The organism is Rhodococcus sp. Leaf247 (assembly GCF_001426185.1).
Lineage (GTDB): Bacteria > Actinomycetota > Actinomycetes > Mycobacteriales > Mycobacteriaceae > Rhodococcoides.
This window is the reverse complement of record NZ_LMRP01000004.1, coordinates 301,536-316,004: the sequence shown is the minus strand read 5'-3', so window position 1 is coordinate 316,004 and position 14,469 is coordinate 301,536. Positions and strand designations below refer to the sequence as shown.

15 protein-coding genes are annotated in these 14,469 nt (G+C 69.3%); 8 read left to right on the top strand and 7 right to left on the bottom strand.

All coding sequences use genetic code 11. The features are described 5' to 3' along the window. Positions 1-65: 65 nt before the first annotated feature. Both ASG64_RS19500 and ASG64_RS19495 read left to right on the top strand, forming a co-directional pair. On the top strand, positions 66-593 hold the full coding sequence (locus tag ASG64_RS19500; protein WP_056075713.1) for a DUF1697 domain-containing protein: 528 nt from the start codon (positions 66-68) through the stop codon (positions 591-593). Next, a complete protein-coding gene (locus ASG64_RS19495; protein WP_056076313.1) occupies positions 593-1,861 on the top strand; it encodes an SLC13 family permease in 1,269 nt (422 codons plus the stop codon). Before ASG64_RS19500 ends, ASG64_RS19495 begins: the two co-directional genes overlap by 1 nt. 18 nt (positions 1,862-1,879) lie before the next feature. Here the strand turns inward: ASG64_RS19495 and ASG64_RS19490 are convergent, their stop codons facing one another. From ASG64_RS19490 to cobC, 4 genes are read right to left on the bottom strand one after another with little or no spacing between them, the layout of a single operon-like run. Beyond that, positions 1,880-2,971 (bottom strand): bifunctional RNase H/acid phosphatase, encoded by a 1,092-nt coding sequence (locus tag ASG64_RS19490; protein WP_056075710.1) that lies wholly within the window; start codon positions 2,969-2,971, stop codon positions 1,880-1,882. Further along, positions 2,968-3,729 carry a zinc ribbon domain-containing protein gene (locus ASG64_RS19485; protein ID WP_042575262.1) on the bottom strand — a complete coding sequence of 254 codons (762 nt, stop codon included), beginning with the start codon at positions 3,727-3,729 and terminating at the stop codon, positions 2,968-2,970. The genes ASG64_RS19490 and ASG64_RS19485 overlap by 4 nt, the downstream gene beginning before the upstream one ends. Before the next feature lie 48 nt (positions 3,730-3,777). After that, positions 3,778-4,959, bottom strand: coding sequence for a Nif3-like dinuclear metal center hexameric protein (locus ASG64_RS19480; RefSeq protein ID WP_056075705.1), 1,182 nt, complete (start codon positions 4,957-4,959; stop codon positions 3,778-3,780). A 34-nt stretch (positions 4,960-4,993) separates the two neighbouring features. Further along, complete coding sequence (gene cobC / locus ASG64_RS19475) at positions 4,994-6,025, bottom strand: Rv2231c family pyridoxal phosphate-dependent protein CobC (protein ID WP_056075704.1); 1,032 nt, start codon at positions 6,023-6,025, stop codon at positions 4,994-4,996. A gap of 33 nt (positions 6,026-6,058) precedes the next feature. Here cobC and ASG64_RS19470 point away from each other — a divergent pair, with 33 nt between their 5' ends. From ASG64_RS19470 to ASG64_RS19460, 3 genes are read left to right on the top strand one after another with little or no spacing between them, the layout of a single operon-like run. Further along, a complete protein-coding gene (locus tag ASG64_RS19470; RefSeq protein ID WP_056075702.1) occupies positions 6,059-6,748 on the top strand; it encodes an HAD-IA family hydrolase in 690 nt (229 codons plus the stop codon). Continuing rightward, complete coding sequence (locus ASG64_RS19465; RefSeq protein WP_056075698.1) at positions 6,745-7,206, top strand: low molecular weight protein-tyrosine-phosphatase; 462 nt, start codon at positions 6,745-6,747, stop codon at positions 7,204-7,206. The genes ASG64_RS19470 and ASG64_RS19465 overlap by 4 nt, the downstream gene beginning before the upstream one ends. Positions 7,207-7,224: 18 nt before the next feature. Continuing rightward, entirely contained in the window at positions 7,225-8,130 is a 906-nt protein-coding gene (locus tag ASG64_RS19460) for an SURF1 family cytochrome oxidase biogenesis protein (RefSeq protein WP_056075695.1), read from the top strand. Here ASG64_RS19460 and ASG64_RS19455 read toward each other — a convergent pair. Continuing rightward, on the bottom strand, positions 8,059-9,030 hold the full coding sequence (locus ASG64_RS19455) for a cobalamin biosynthesis protein (RefSeq protein WP_056075693.1): 972 nt from the start codon (positions 9,028-9,030) through the stop codon (positions 8,059-8,061). The two genes, ASG64_RS19460 and ASG64_RS19455, sit on opposite strands and share 72 nt — an antisense overlap. Before the next feature lie 69 nt (positions 9,031-9,099). Between ASG64_RS19455 and ASG64_RS19450 the strand changes: the two genes are divergently transcribed. Both ASG64_RS19450 and ASG64_RS19445 read left to right on the top strand, forming a co-directional pair. Then, entirely contained in the window at positions 9,100-9,795 is a 696-nt protein-coding gene (locus ASG64_RS19450) for an acetoacetate decarboxylase family protein (RefSeq protein ID WP_056075690.1), read from the top strand. A 58-nt stretch (positions 9,796-9,853) separates the two neighbouring features. Further along, positions 9,854-10,261: a PaaI family thioesterase gene (locus tag ASG64_RS19445; protein ID WP_056076310.1), complete on the top strand. Its 408-nt coding sequence runs from the start codon at positions 9,854-9,856 to the stop codon at positions 10,259-10,261. Positions 10,262-10,463: 202 nt separating this feature from the next. Here the strand turns inward: ASG64_RS19445 and ASG64_RS19440 are convergent, their stop codons facing one another. After that, complete coding sequence (locus tag ASG64_RS19440; RefSeq protein WP_056076306.1) at positions 10,464-11,840, bottom strand: amidase; 1,377 nt, start codon at positions 11,838-11,840, stop codon at positions 10,464-10,466. Positions 11,841-12,025: 185 nt separating this feature from the next. Between ASG64_RS19440 and ASG64_RS19435 the strand changes: the two genes are divergently transcribed. Beyond that, the gene (locus ASG64_RS19435; protein ID WP_042575240.1) at positions 12,026-13,492 is read left to right on the top strand and encodes an MFS transporter; all 1,467 of its coding nucleotides are present in this window, start codon (positions 12,026-12,028) and stop codon (positions 13,490-13,492) included. On the opposite strand, the gene ASG64_RS19430 is transcribed toward ASG64_RS19435, so the two are convergent. Next, a complete protein-coding gene (locus ASG64_RS19430; protein WP_056076303.1) occupies positions 13,489-14,391 on the bottom strand; it encodes a LysR family transcriptional regulator in 903 nt (300 codons plus the stop codon). The two genes, ASG64_RS19435 and ASG64_RS19430, sit on opposite strands and share 4 nt — an antisense overlap. Positions 14,392-14,469 lie beyond the last annotated feature (78 nt).

Here is a 14,469-nt window from a genome sequence, read left to right as displayed (position 1 = left end):
CGCGAAACGGCCACTGATCACGACACTTTCGCCGTGCTCGCGGGGGTGGACATAGAGTCACGCCCATGGAATTCGTCGTCCTCCTGCGGGGCATCAACGTCGGAGGGATCCGGATCCGGATGGCCGATCTGAGGACGGCACTGGGCGCCGCCGGGTACACCGACGTCCGCACGATGCTCGCGTCGGGCAACGTCCGTCTCACCGCGACGACCACCGATCCGGCGGAGGTCCGCGCCGACGTCGAGGGCGTGCTGCGCTCATCGTTCGGATACGACGCATGGGTCGTGGTCGTCACCGTCGACCAGCTCACCGAGGTCGTCGAGAACTACCCGTGGCAGACCGACGAGTCGGTGCGGCACCCCTACGTCGTGTTCTCCACGGACGGTGCATCCACCGCCGAGTTGGCGGCGCTCGGCAACTCCCTCGACGCGACGGTCGAACGGTGCGCCCTCGGTCCGCACCACGTTCTGTACTGGGAAGTGGTCAAGGGCGACACGCTCGGCAGCGTCCTCGGCAAGGCCAGTGCCCGACCGTCGTACAAGTCGACCACCACCACCCGCAACCTCCGTACGCTGCGCAAGATCCTCGCGTGATCACCGATTCCACCGCGCGGACCGTCGTGGCCGCGCTGCTGGTCGCTGCGGTGTTGATCTTCGCCATCGTCCGGCCTCGCGGGCTGCCCGAGGCCGCCGTGGCCGTGCCCGCAGCCGTCCTCGCCATCGCGCTCGGCGTCGTGTCCACCACCGATGCGCTGCACGAGACCGCCGAGCTGGCACCGACCGTCGCGTTCCTGGCCGCCATCCTCGCTCTCGCCCATCTTGCCGACGCCCATGGTGTGTTCACCTGGATCGCGTCGGTTCTCCACCGCCGGGCGCGGTCGTCCCCGGTCCGGCTGCTGGGGCTCGTCTTCGTCACCGCGTCGCTCACGACGGCGGTCCTGAGCCTCGACGCCACCGTGGTCCTGCTGACACCGGTGGTCGTGGCGGCGGCCCGGCGGGCCGGCATGTCGGCGCGACCGTCGTCGTACGCGGTCGCTCACCTGTCGAACTCGGCGTCCACGCTGCTGCCGGTGTCGAATCTGACCAACCTGCTGGTGTTCTCGGCGACAGGCCTGTCGTTCCTGCACTTCACCGCCCTGATGGCGGCGCCCTGGATCGTCGCGATCGGACTCGAGTACCTGGCGTTCCGGTGGCTGTTCCGCCGTGATCTGCGGCAAGAACTCGAGGACGTCGCCGACGACACCGAGACGACCGTCGCCACCCCGACGTTCGCGCTCGGCGTGATCGCGTGCGCTCTGATCGGTTTCGCCGTGAGCGGGTCACTGGGCATCGAACCCGTCTGGGTCGCGGCTGCGGCGGCGCTGGTACTGGCCGTGCCGGCTCTACGACGCGGCCGCACGACCACCGTGTCGATTCTCCGCGCCCTGGACGTCTGGTTCTGCGTCTTCGTGTTCGCTCTGGGAGTCGTCGTCGCGGGTCTCGCTCAGGGACCTGTGGGCGATGCGGTGGCCGACATCCTCCCGACGTCGTCGACCCTGCTCGCCCTCCTGGCCGTCGCGGGCATCGCCGCGGTTGCGTCGAACATCCTCAACAACCTGCCCGCGACGCTGCTGCTGCTGGCCGCCCTCACCTCCGTGCCCGGCGCGGTCCCGGTTCCGGCACTGCTCGCGATGCTCATCGGCGTCAACCTGGGACCGAATCTCACCTACGTGGGGTCGCTCGCGATCATGTTGTGGCGCAGGGTGGCTCGCGCGGAGAACGAACCGCCCAGCCTGCGCACCTTCACGATCGTGGGCATGGTGACCACACCGATCACCGTCGTCGCGGCCACCGTCGCACTGTGGGTGGGACTGCAGGTCTGATCAGGCCCTTGTCGTTCCTCACGCCCACAGGTACGACGTGTCGTTGACCAGGCGCACGGACGCGGCGTCGTCGTCGAACCAGTCGACGATGCTGATCGACGCCAGGTCGAGATGCAGGCGGTAGAGGATCGACGGCCCGACATCGAGGCCGAACTGGAGCAGCGTCTTGATGGGTGTCACGTGCGAGACGACGACGACCGTCTTCCCGGCGTAGTCGCGCAGGATGCTGTCGCGCGCTCCGCGGACGCGCTCGCGCACCTCGTCGAAGCTCTCGCCGCCGGGCGGCCGCACCGACGTATCGCTCATCCACTCGCCGTGCAGGTCCGGGTCTCCCTCGGACACCTCACGGAACGTCAGGCCCTCCCACGAGCCGAAGTCCGTCTCCGTCAGCGAGTCCAGCGTGGTCACCGCGACGCCGGTGCTCCGCGACACCGCCTCGGCAGTCTCGCGTGCCCGCCCCAGCGGAGACGACACGATGGCGTCGATGCCGCCCAGGACAGCGATACGACCTGCCGCCGACGCCGCCTGGGCGCGCCCCAGCTCGGTCAGTTCCGGGTTGCCGCGGCCCGAGTACCGCTTGTCCACCGACAGTGCGGTCTGCCCGTGCCGGAGCAACACCGTGCGCGTCGCAGCGCCCGACACCGACTGCCACGGAGGACGTTCCGCGACCGGCGCCGGCGCGGACTCACCGCCCGTCAGCATCGAGTCCTCGCCGTCCATGGCCTGGTTGGCCAGACGGTCCGCGTGCGAGTTCTCCGCGCGCGGGATCCAGGTGTAGTCGACGTACTCGAAGGTCTCGGCGATATCGGCCGCGCGGGCGCGCAGCGGAATCATGTCGGGGTGCTTGACCTTCCAGCGTCCGGACATCTGCTCGACCACCAGCTTCGAGTCCATCCGCACCGACACCCGTGTCGCGCCGATCTCCCGCGCGGCATCGAGGCCGGCGATGAGGCCGCGGTATTCCGCCACGTTGTTGGTGGCCACTCCCAGATGCTCACGACGTTCCGCGAGCACGTTCCGGCGAGCGGAGTCCCAGACGACGGCGCCGTACCCCGCGGGGCCCGGATTGCCGCGCGACCCTCCGTCGGCCTCGACGACGACGGAGGTCACGAGCCGGCGGGCTTGCCGGAGGGAAGGCCGGACTCGTTGGTGCGCACCAGGATCGTGTTGCACTCGGAGCACCGCACGACCACATCGGCAGGGGTGGAGGCGATGCGGGAGATCTCCCCGCGGTCCAGTTCGATCCGGCAGGCGCCGCACCGGCGACCGCGCAGCAGTGCCGCACCGATCCCCGACTGGGAGCGCTGCTTCTCGTAGGCGGCGGACACGTCGTCCGGGAGTCCGGCGGCGAGCTCGGCACGTTGCGCCGACCGGGTTTCCGTCGACTTGTCGACGTCCGCGAGTGCATCGTCCCGACGACGCGTCGCGTCGATGATCTGATCCTCGGCCTGGCTCAGCCGCGCACCGGCGTGCTCGTAGTCGGCCTGCGACGCCTCGCGCTGTTCCATGACCTCGAGCAGCTCGTCCTCGAGGATTCCTCGGCGGCGCTCGAGGCTGGCCAGTTCGTGCTGCAGTTCGCTGAGCTGCTTCGCCGGCGCGGACCCGGAGTCGAGCGCGGCGCGATCCTTCTCCTCGCGGCGACGCACCGCGTCGACTTCGCCTTCGAGCTTGCGGATGTCGCGGTCGAGATCGTCGAGCGAGATCTGCACACCGACCGCCGCGTCCTTGCGGTCGAGACGTTCGCGCTCGAGTGCGTCGAGCTCGATCTGCTCGGGCAAGGTGCGTCGACGATGCGCGAGCTGGGCCAGTTCGGTGTCCATGGCTGCCAGGTCGAGAAGCTTCAGCTGGATCTTCGGGTCGACGTTCACGCGTGTCACGCTACCGCCAGCACCGGCCCGTCCCGGTATCGACGGCGACTATGCACCGGACGGGTGCGCGCGCGCCTCCGCACCTGCCCCGATGGTCCATGGGTCGGTCCGCCTCGTCGCGACGGTCGTGCGCCAGCCCGCGGCCGAGCCGAACCTCTCGTCCAGCAGTGACTGCGCCTGCGCACACCACGGGAACTCCCCCGCCCAGTGCGCGACGTCGATCAGCGCGGGTCCACCGGCCCGCAGGTGCTCGTCGGCGACGTGGTGTCGGAGGTCGGACGTCACGTACACGTCGGCACCGGCACGGGTGACCGCGTCGAGCATCGAATCGCCCGATCCTCCGCACACCGCCACGGTGCGAACCGTCGAGTCGGGGTCACCGGCCGCACGGATGCCCCAGGCGGTGGCCGGCAACCTGTCGGCGACGCGTGACGTGAACTCGCGCAGGGTGATCGGATCCGCGAGCGTGCCGACGCGCCCCAGGCCGCAGCCGGTGGGAAGGTCGACCGACTCCACGACGTCGAACGCCGGCTCCTCGTACGGGTGGGCCGCTCGCAGTGCAGCCAGGACGCGGGCGCGCGCACCGCGCGGTGCCACCATCTCGAGGCGCGCCTCCTCGACGAACTCGACGGTGCCGACAGTCCCGATCGCGGGCTGCGCACCGTCCACCGGCCGGAACTGGCCGACCCCCTCGGTGCTCCAACTGCACTCGCGGTAGTCCCCGATCGCTCCTGCCCCGGCGGCGAACATGGCCTCACGCACGGTGAACGCGTCGCCGACGGGAACGTGCACACCCCACTTGTCGACGCCGCCGGCCGTCTTCTCCTCGAGCGGCGTCAGGTTCTCGAGACCCAGCAGTGTGGCCAGAGCGTCGGACACACCCGGCTGGGCGGAGTCCGCATTGGTGTGCGCGGTGAACAGCGCGCACCCGGCTCTGATGAGGCGGTGGATCAGCGCGCCCTTCGGGGTGTGCGCACCGACCGTGTCGACCCCGCGCAGCAGCAGTGGGTGATGCACGACCAGCAGATCGGCACCGGCCTCGAGTGCCTCGTCGACCACGGATTCGGTGGCGTCCACGGCGAAGAACACCGTCCTGACGGGGTCCGCGGGATCGCCGCACACCAGCCCTACGGAGTCCCACCCTTCCGCGAGCCGCGGCGGATACGCGGCATCGAGCACCGCGATGACGTCGGACAGCGTCGGGACTTCAGCGGCGCGGAGGTCGGACATTCCCCGACTCTAGGTGGCCGGGAGGACACGGCCGTCAGGCGACCTCGCGCCACGCGGCGACAAGTCGATCCACCGCATCCTTACCGCGCACGGCGAGGCGCAGATGGTCCGACGTCAGGCCGGGAAAGGTGTCACACCGCCGCACCGCGATGCCGAGTCGGCGCAGTCGCTCCCGCACGGCAGCTCCCCCGTCGACACGCACCAGCAGGAACGACGCGGACGCGGGTGTCAGAACGTCGACGCCGAGGCCCCGCAATCGGTCGATCATGTAGTCCCGTTCCGATGCGAGCACCGACGCGTCGGCCTCGACAGCCGCGACGGCGGTGGGTTCGCAGCACGCCGCGATGGCGGCGAGCTGCAGAGTGCCCAGCGGCCAGTGCGCCCGTCCGTGACTCAGCGTCGCCAGGATCTCCGGGCTCGCGAGGACGTACCCGCACCGCAGCCCGGCGAGGGCGAACGACTTGGTCAGGCTGCGCAGCACGACGACGTCCGGTGCGGTGATCGAGGCGACCGACTCGGGCTCGCCCGGCATCGTGTCGGCGAACGCCTCGTCGACGACGAGGATCCGGCCGGGGCGGCGCAACGCCAGCACGTGAGCTCGGGGGTGGGCGACCGAGGTGGGATTGGTGGGGTTGCCCAGCACCACAAGGTCCGCCTCCCCGGGGACGTCCGCGTCGGCCAGGCGGTAGGGCGCGGGGAGCACGACGCGGTGGACGGGGACGTCGGCGCTGCGCAACGCGAACTCCGGCTCGGTGAACGACGGGTGGACGACGGCGGCCAGACGGGACTGCAGACGCGGCAGCATCGCGAAACCTTCTGCCGCTCCGGCGAGAAGCAGGACTTCCTCGGGACTTCTGTTGTGGCGCTGCGCTACTCGCCGACGCACCTTGAGGTCCTCGGCAGCAGACGGATACGACGCGAGGCGGTCGACGGCCTCGACGAGTCTGTGACGCAACCACTCCGGCGGACGGTCCCCGCGGACGTTGACGGCGAAGTCGTCCATTCCCGCGCCGACCTCGACATCACCGTGATGCCGGAGATCGTGAGGCCCGGTGTCGTCGGTCATGGTGGCGACTGTAGGCGCTCCTATACTGAGCCCATGTCCGCCACCGCAGTCGACCTCGTCCTGTTCGATCTGGACGGAACTCTGACCGACTCGGCGCCCGGCATCCTCGCCGGTTTCGATCACGCGCTGGCCACCGTCGGAACCCCGCCGGTGGGGGCAGACGTCCACGCGCACGTCGTCGGGCCTCCGATGATCGACACGTTCCGGTCGTTGGGCCTGTCCGAGGATCAGGTCGAGCGGGCGCGCGAGGCGTACACCGAGTACTACGACCGGCAGGGCTGGGCCGAGAACAGCGTGTACGAGGGTGTGGTCGAGGTGCTGGAGGCGCTGCGCGCCGCCGGCATCCCCATGGCCGTCGCGACGTCCAAGAACGAGCGGTTCGCGCGACGCATCCTCGAGCACTTCGATCTGGCGAAATACTTCGAGTTCATCGCCGGCGCCAGTGACGACGGGTCGCGGCGCGCCAAGTCCGACGTCGTGGCCAGGGCACTCGAGCAGGTCGGCCGCACCGCGCGTGAGACCGCGGCCGGCGGCACAGGCTCGGTGGTCATGGTCGGAGATCGCGATCACGACGTGTTCGGTGCGGGCCACTGGGGCATCCCCGTCGTTCTCGTCGCGTGGGGATACGGGCAGGCCGGGGAGCACGCCGCCGCGACCTGGTCGGTGGAGTCGGCAGCGGATCTCACCGCTCTGCTGGCGTCGTTGACCTCGAGTGCCGCATGACCCCCGTGCACGTCACCTTCGTCTGCACAGGCAATATCTGCCGGTCACCGATGGCCGAGAAGATCGTCGCCGAGTCGTTGGTCGCCGCGGGCTTGGACGGACGTGTCCGGGTGACCAGTGCCGGCACCGGAGACTGGCACGTCGGCGATCCCGCGGACCCGCGTGCCGTGGCCGAGCTGGAAGCGCACGGCTACCCGTCCGCGCACCGTGCGCGCACCATCGACGAGGAGATCCTGGGCGCCGATCTGGTGGTCGCGCTGGACCGCTCCCACGAGCGCGAACTACGCCGGCTGGGCGTCACGTCGGATCGCCTGGCGCTGTTGCGGTCCTTCGACCCTGACGCCGATTCCGACTCGGTCGCCGACCCGTACTACGGCACCGAGGCGGACTTCGGCACCGTGCGGGAGCAGATCGAGGCGGCTCTGCCCGGTCTGCTCGAGGACCTCTCCCGCCGCTGACGACTACGCTGTGTAGTCGTGCGCCGATTGTCGTTCCTCGTTCGCCCCGGGTGGTTGGCACTCGCGGCGGTCGTCATCCTGTTCGCCTACCTCTGCTTCACGGTTCTCGCGCCGTGGCAGCTGGGCAAGAACACCACGACGTCGGCACGCAACGATCAGATCAGCCGGTCCTTCGACGCCGACCCGGTGGCCGCAGGTGACCTGGTGGCCGACCGCACGGTGGCACCCGACGAGGACTGGCGACGGGTCCGACTCACGGGCACCTACGAGTCCGGCAAGGACGTCGTGGTCCGGCTGCGCAGCGTGGACGACACGCCGGCCTTCGAGGTGCTGACCCCGTTCGTCACCGACGTCGGACCCACGATCCTCGTCAACCGCGGCTATGTCCTGCCGACCACCGGTATCGACGTCCCGTCCTTCGCTCCGGCACCCGCGGGGCAGACCACTCTCGAAGGTCGCCTGCGGGCGTCCGAGCCGTCCGTCCCGGACAAGCCGGCGGTGTCGGGGCCCGGAATCCCGCAGGTCTACACGATCACTCCCGCGCAGGTCGGTCCGTTGACCGGCACCGATCTCATCGACGGCTATGTCCAGCTCGCCGAGGATCAGCCGGGCGGCCTCGGGGTCATCGCGCTCCCCCAGCTCGACGCCGGCCCGTACCTGTCGTACGGATTGCAGTGGCTGGCGTTCGGCCTGATGGCGCCTCTGGGTCTCGCCTACTTCGTGCGCGCCGAACTCCGTGAGCGTCGACGCGACAAGGCCGGCACCGTCGAGAACACGCCCGTCACCGCTCCCTCCACGGATCCCGACGAGTACGACGACGGACTGGACGCGCTGCTGCAGTCGCGCCGCGGACTACGACGATCGAAGAAGACGCAGACCACGCCGGACTCGGTGATGACGGATCGCTACGGCGACAAGCGCTGACACCGCCGTCGCGCCCGCCTGAACCACCGCGGACAGCCGCACCGCGCGACGCAGATCGTCGACGGTCGGCTCGCGCCCGGTTCCCAGAGTCGGACGCTGCTCGACGCCGTGCGGATACGCGGTCTCGCCGCCCAGGCGGACCCCCAACGCCCCCGCGGCCGTCGATTCGGCGACACCGGCGTTGGGGCTCGGGTGGCTCGACGCGTCGGAACGCCACGCGGTCAGGGCGTCGGTGACCGATCCGCCGACGGTCGGTGCCGCGGCCACCGTCAGCGCACCGGTGAGACGGGCCGGAATCAGATTGACGACGTCGTCGAGCCGAGCGGCGAACCAGCCGAACCGCTCGTAGCGCGGTGAGTGGTAGCCGATCATCGCGTCGAGCGTGTTCACGGCCCGGTAGGCGGCAGCGCCCGGAATACCGGCCACGGCGGCCCAGAACAGCACGCCGGTCGTGGCGTCGGAGGTGTTCTCCGCGACGGATTCGAGCGCTGCGCGGGCGGCCCCGGCGTCGTCCAGCGACGCGGGGTCGCGGCCGCACAACGACGGGATTATCGCGCGCGCGGCCGGAAGATCGTTGGCATCGAGAGCGTCGGCCATCGCGTGACCCGTTCGCACGAGGGTGGTTCCGCCGAGACACGACCACACGACGACGGCGGTGGCCGCGGCACGTGCGGTCGGATGCGGCCGCAGAAGCGACTCGACCGCGACGGATGCGCCGACGACTCCCCCGACCAGGATGCCGGTGTGCAGGGCGCCGGCGAGACGGCTGTCCCGGTACGTCCGACGCTCCAGGGCGAGGGCGACGGTGCCGAAACCGGCGACGGGGTGACGTCGGGTCGGGTCACCGAGAGCGATGTCGGCGACGTAGCCGCCGACGAGGCCGAGCAGAGGGGTAGTCATCACCGGCGATCGTAACGCGGGATCGCACGACAGATACTCGGACGTCCACGTATCCGCTACCCTGTCCGCATGACCGAGGCGATGCAGAAGCAGGATTGGCACACCGGCCAGGACGGCGAGCTCTACCCGCCCGAGCCCTGGTACCTCGGCGGGACGCTGCTGGTGTCGGCGTACCGGGTCCCCGTGCGCGAGTTGCCTCAGGACGTCGTCTCCGCGGTCGCCGAGACCGGCGCGACGCTCGTGACCGTCGGCGGGAAGGCCATCGCGTCGGCAGCGTTCGTCCGTTACACCTCCGGCGGTGTGCTCAGCTACGACGAACTGATCGGGTCGGTGCTCGTGCGCCGCGGCGCCGCGGTGATGGCCACCATCCCCCACATCTGGGTCGACAGCCCGCAGTCGCGCACAGGCGGCCGCGAACTCTGGTCCATCCCCAAACATCTCGGCGCTTTCCGACGCACCACCAGCGGTGACCGCGTCACGGCGTCGATGACCTCGGACGGTGCACCCGTCGCCTCGCTGGACGCACACGTCGGCAGACTGAGGCTCCCCGGCACGCCGCGCATCCCGCTGACCACCGCGCAGCACCTCGACGGCCGAACAGTCATCTCCCGCAACAACATCTACCCGACGGTGCGATCACTGAAGACCTCGTGGACGTTCGCCCCGGACGGCCCGCTCGGCTACCTCGACGGCCGCACACCCACGGTCAGCGTCGCACTCGGCGATGCGTCGATCGTGTTCGGAGCGCACGTCACCCGGTCCTGATCTTCTCTACAGTGAGGCCGACAGGTTTCCCCTCGCCCAGCCGTACGGAGCATTCGCCATGACCGATCTGCAGAACTTCGCCGATACCGTGTTCACCGCTGCGGCGGGTCTGCAGGTGACGGTGGCGACGGGCACGGAGGTGCGCGGGCACATCGACCTGACCGCCGACCACCACACACCCTGGGGCGTCGTTCACGGCGGTGTCTACGCCTCCGCGGTGGAATCCGCCGCCAGCATCGGCGCCAGTGTGGCCGTCGCTGATCGCGGCCAGTTCGCCGTCGGCGTGCACAACGCCACCGACTTCCTGCGATCGATGACCGAGGGCCGCGTCGACGTCGTCGCGATCCCGTTGCAGCAGGGCCGAGTTCAGCAGCTGTGGCAGGTGATCATCACCTCGACCGAGTCGGGCAAGGACATCGCCCGCGGTCAGGTGCGACTGCAGAACATCCCGAACCCGAAGGCCTGACGCGCGCGTACGGGGTGGGGGGTCAGAAACCCCAGCCGCGGAACAGGTACGAGATGCGGGTCAGGACGTCCACGACCGTGAGTCCAACCGACATGTCTGCTCCTTCGATGGGCGAACCGGAGCCCTGGTAGCTCCGGCCCGAACACTATGCACCCGAGCCCCTATCGGCTACGGGAACAACGGAATCGGGCGAACAACTTGATCAGGAGACGATCGACCGCCACGGCGCAGCATCTTCCAGTTCGAACGCCAGCTGCAGCAGCGTGCGCTCGTCTCCGCGCGGTCCGGAGAACATGACACCGAGCGGCGTGCCGACCGAGGACTGGGCGAGTGGCAGCGAGATCGCCGGTGATCCCGTCACATTGTGCAGTGGCGTGAACGCCGCGTAGCTGGTCAGCCGGGCGAGGTACTCGTCGAACGGCACATGGGGAGAGAGGAATCCGAGCTCCGGAGTCGCATGGCCCAGGACCGGGGACATCACCACGTCGACTCTCTCGAACATCGACGCGTAGTCGGCCGCGGCCGCCCGCAGCCTGCGCACGACGCCCGGTAGCCGCATCGCGCGGAAACGATCGGCCAAACCGACTGTCAGCGAGTCGAAGTCGCGTTCCGTCCGACCGTCGATACGCGGGGTCGACTTCTGCAGGACGTAGGCGAGGAACGACCAGTACTCGACGAAATCCTCCGGGAACCGCTGATCGATCGGCACCACGTCGATGTCGTCCACGGCGTGCCCGAGCCGTTCGAGCAGAGCCACCGCTCCGTCGACAGCAGCCAGAGTGTCCGCGTCCGTACTCCCACCCGCCGGCGACTGCCTGACGACGCCGATGCGAAGCCGCCGCGCCGACGGGCCGGTCACGGTGCCGATGGGACGCAGCGACCGTGAGCTCGACCGGTCCGCGTGCGCCCAGAACGCGGCGGTGTCGCGGACACTGCGCGTGAGGACACCTTCCGACACGATGGCGACGGGCAGCAGCTTCTCGAGGGCCGGCAACACGAAGCGTCCCCGTGACGGCTTAAGCCCGACCAGGCCTGCGCACGCCGCCGGGATACGGATCGACCCTCCCCCGTCGTTGCCGTGTGCCAGCGGCACCGCGCCCGCGGCGACCAACGCCGCCGATCCACCGGACGACGCCCCCGTCGAGTAGTCGGTGTTCCACGGGTTGCGGGTCGGCGGCCGCGTCGGGAATTCGGTGGAGGCGCTGAGCCCGAACTCGGGCAGCGTGGTCTTGGCCAGAATGCCGAAGCCCATCGACTGCATCTCGCGCGCCACCGGACCGTGCTTGGCGGCGGGGCGTGCACGGATGATCTCGGATCCCTGTCCGGTCGTCAGGCCGCGGACGTCGCTGTTGTCCTTGATCACGGTGGGGACACCGGCGAAGGGTCCGCTCGCGTCACCGTGCATCGGCGAGGCCAGGACGGGTCCCACCAGTGCGTCCAACTCGGACACCTTCTCGATGCGCGAGAGCGCAGCGGCCGTCACCTCGTCCCGCGACACCTCCCCGCGGCGGAGCGCACGCGCCAGTCCCACCGCGTCGTGCATGCCTAGTGCGTCGTCCCCGAAAGCGTGTAGAGCCATGGTGTCCCCCTGCCGAAGAAGCTGCGTTCCGTGATTGCGCACGGCAGCGCTGGGGAACGTATCCCTGCGTGCCGCGCAATCGCGGTGTCGACAACTGTAGGGAACTTCGCCTCTCACCGGTCCGAGAGTCGGGTCTCCACCGAATACGGTCGTCCGTTCATTTCCTGTGCGAAAGGTTCCACCGGGTGTCCACCTCCACATCGGCCGAAAGTTCGGCCCCCGCGGTCAGCCGTCGCGCATGGCAGTCGCTGATCGTGCTGCTCATGGGCATGTTCATCGCCCTGCTCGATACGACCATCGTCAACGTCGCACTCCCCACCATCAGGACCAGCCTCGGCGCCTCCGAGGCGACGCTGTCCTGGATCATCTCGGGATACGCCCTCGCGTTCGGACTGGCGCTGATTCCCGCGGGCCGCGTCGGCGACCGCATCGGGCACAAGTGGGTGTTCTTCGCCGGCTTGGCGCTGTTCACCGTCTCCAGCCTCGCCTGTGGTCTTGCTCAGAACGATCTGCAGCTGGTCGCGGCGCGCATCGTGCAGGGTCTGGCCGGCGGCATCTTCGTCCCCGCCGTCACCGCCTACATCCAGTTGCTGTTCCCGCCGCAGATGCGCGGCAAAGCCTTCGCCATCATGGGTGCGGTCATCGGTGTGTCGTCTGCGCTCGGACCGATCATCGGCGGTCTCATCATCGAAGCTGCGGGCAGCGAGACCGGATGGCGCCTGGTCTTCTGGGTCAATCTGCCGTTCGGCATCATCGGCCTGATCCTCGCTGCGAAGATCCTGCCTCGCCAGGACCAGATCGACTCGCCGGAGGCTCCCTCTCGCGGCATCGACTGGGTCGGACTGGCCTTGATCACCGCCGGTCTCGTCGCCGTGCTGGTCCCGCTGATCGAGGGCCAGGACACGGGATGGCCGGTCTGGACGTACGTGACCCTCGTCGCCGGCATCGTGCTGATCGGGTTGTTCGGAGCCTGGGAGGTTCGGTACTCCCGGGCCGGTCACACGCCGCTCGTTCCGCCGCGCCTGTTCACTCGGCCGGCGTTCACCGGTGGTGTCATCCTCGCGCTGGTCTACTTCGCAGCGTTCACCTCGATCTTCTTCACCATCTCGATCCTGTGGCAGACGGGCCTGGGCAACTCGGCGCTGGCATCGGGCGTCGTATCCATCCCGTTCGCGATCGGCAGCATCATCTCCTCGTCGCAGTCGAACAAGCTCAGCGAGCGGCTGGGCCGCAACGTGCTGGTTCTCGGCACCGCCCTGGTCACGATCGGCCTGGTGTGGGCATGGCTCGTCCTGCTGTTCACCGATGCGTCGGCGTTGACCAACTGGAAGCTGCTGCTCCCCCTGTTCATCGCGGGCCTGGGCAACGGCGCCTTCATCGCACCGAACGCGCAGTTCATCGTCGCAACCGTGGAGAGGCAGGACGCGGGCGCGGCGAGCGGTGTCATCTCGACGATGCAACGTGTCGGTAGCGCCGTCGGCATCGCCATCATCGGCAGCGTGCTGTTCGGCTCACTGAACGTCATGGGCCCGGGCGAGGAGGCGCTGGGTACGGCGTTCACCGACAGCGCCGCCCATGCGATGGGCGTCAGCGCAGCGTTCGCCGTGCTGGCATTCCTGCTGGTGTTCGCGCTGCCGAAGCGCGCGCACTAGTCCTCGGGACCGGGCGCGAAGAGGTGCTGGACGTCGTCGGCGATCCACGTCAGCAGGTCGTCGACGGCTTTCACCCGCGCCAGACGTGAGAGGTCCCGCGGCACCGCGGTCCAGTAGTCACGGCGGACGGAGAAATCGTTCTCCAGAACGCAGACCAGATCGTCGTCGGGCTCACCGATGTAGTTGGGCAACGGTGCGACTCCGAGACCGTTGCGTGCCGCCAGCCACTGACCGGTGATGTTGTTGGTCTGGAACTGCGGCCGACCGTCAAGGTTCATCGCGTCGAGAATGCGCAGGGGCACCACGTCCAGCAGCGCGTCGACGTACCAGATCACCACGTGACGACGCAGGTCTGCGAGCTCTGTCAGCGGCGGCGCGTCCGCCAGGTAGGACCGCGAGGCATAGAGCCGCAGGTCGTAGGACGCGAGCTTCCGCGACGACACGAAGCGTGGTGACGGCTTCTCGAGGGTGACGGCCACGTCGAAGCCGCGTGTCGACAACGCGTCGTGCTCGGTGGCGGTGACCAGCTCGACGTCGAGGTGCGGATGGTCGCGTCGGAGTCTGGTCAACCGTGGTGTCAGGACGAAGGCGCCGAACCCGTCGGGCGCCGCGATGCGTACCGAACCGGTCAACGACCCGACGGACGTCGTCTGGTCCTCGAACGCGGCGATGAGAGTCGACTCGACGGTCTCCGCGTAGGCGACGAGTCGGCGACCCGCCTCGGTCAGCCGCCACCCGGACGGGGTCCGGTCGAACAGGCGGTGACCGGCCGCCTTCTCGAGACTGGTGATGCGGCGGCCGACGGTCGTGTGATCGACACCGAGCACGCGGGAGGCGTCGTTGAGGCGGCCGTGACGCGAGACCTCGAGGAAGAAGCGCAGGTGGTCGGCGGAGAACATGATCGGAGCGTAGGCGAGCGCGTGCAGTTCTGCACGCGAGAGTGCGGCATTGGCCTTTGACAGAGGCAATTATGCGAT

Bases quoted from the DNA above. Each gene is read 5' to 3' on its own strand.
- ASG64_RS19450 (WP_056075690.1), top strand. From the start codon at position 9,100: ATGACCGAGGCGATGCAGAAGCAGGATTGGCACACCGGCCAGGACGGC.
- ASG64_RS19455 (WP_056075693.1), bottom strand. From the start codon at position 9,030: ATGACTACCCCTCTGCTCGGCCTCGTCGGCGGCTACGTCGCCGACATC.
- ASG64_RS19480 (WP_056075705.1), bottom strand. From the start codon at position 4,959: ATGTCCGACCTCCGCGCCGCTGAAGTCCCGACGCTGTCCGACGTCATC.
- ASG64_RS19465 (WP_056075698.1), top strand. From the start codon at position 6,745: ATGACCCCCGTGCACGTCACCTTCGTCTGCACAGGCAATATCTGCCGG.
- ASG64_RS19500 (WP_056075713.1), top strand. From the start codon at position 66: ATGGAATTCGTCGTCCTCCTGCGGGGCATCAACGTCGGAGGGATCCGG.
- cobC (WP_056075704.1), bottom strand. From the start codon at position 6,025: ATGACCGACGACACCGGGCCTCACGATCTCCGGCATCACGGTGATGTC.
- ASG64_RS19440 (WP_056076306.1), bottom strand. From the start codon at position 11,840: ATGGCTCTACACGCTTTCGGGGACGACGCACTAGGCATGCACGACGCG.
- ASG64_RS19445 (WP_056076310.1), top strand. From the start codon at position 9,854: ATGACCGATCTGCAGAACTTCGCCGATACCGTGTTCACCGCTGCGGCG.
- ASG64_RS19470 (WP_056075702.1), top strand. From the start codon at position 6,059: ATGTCCGCCACCGCAGTCGACCTCGTCCTGTTCGATCTGGACGGAACT.
- ASG64_RS19430 (WP_056076303.1), bottom strand. From the start codon at position 14,391: ATGTTCTCCGCCGACCACCTGCGCTTCTTCCTCGAGGTCTCGCGTCAC.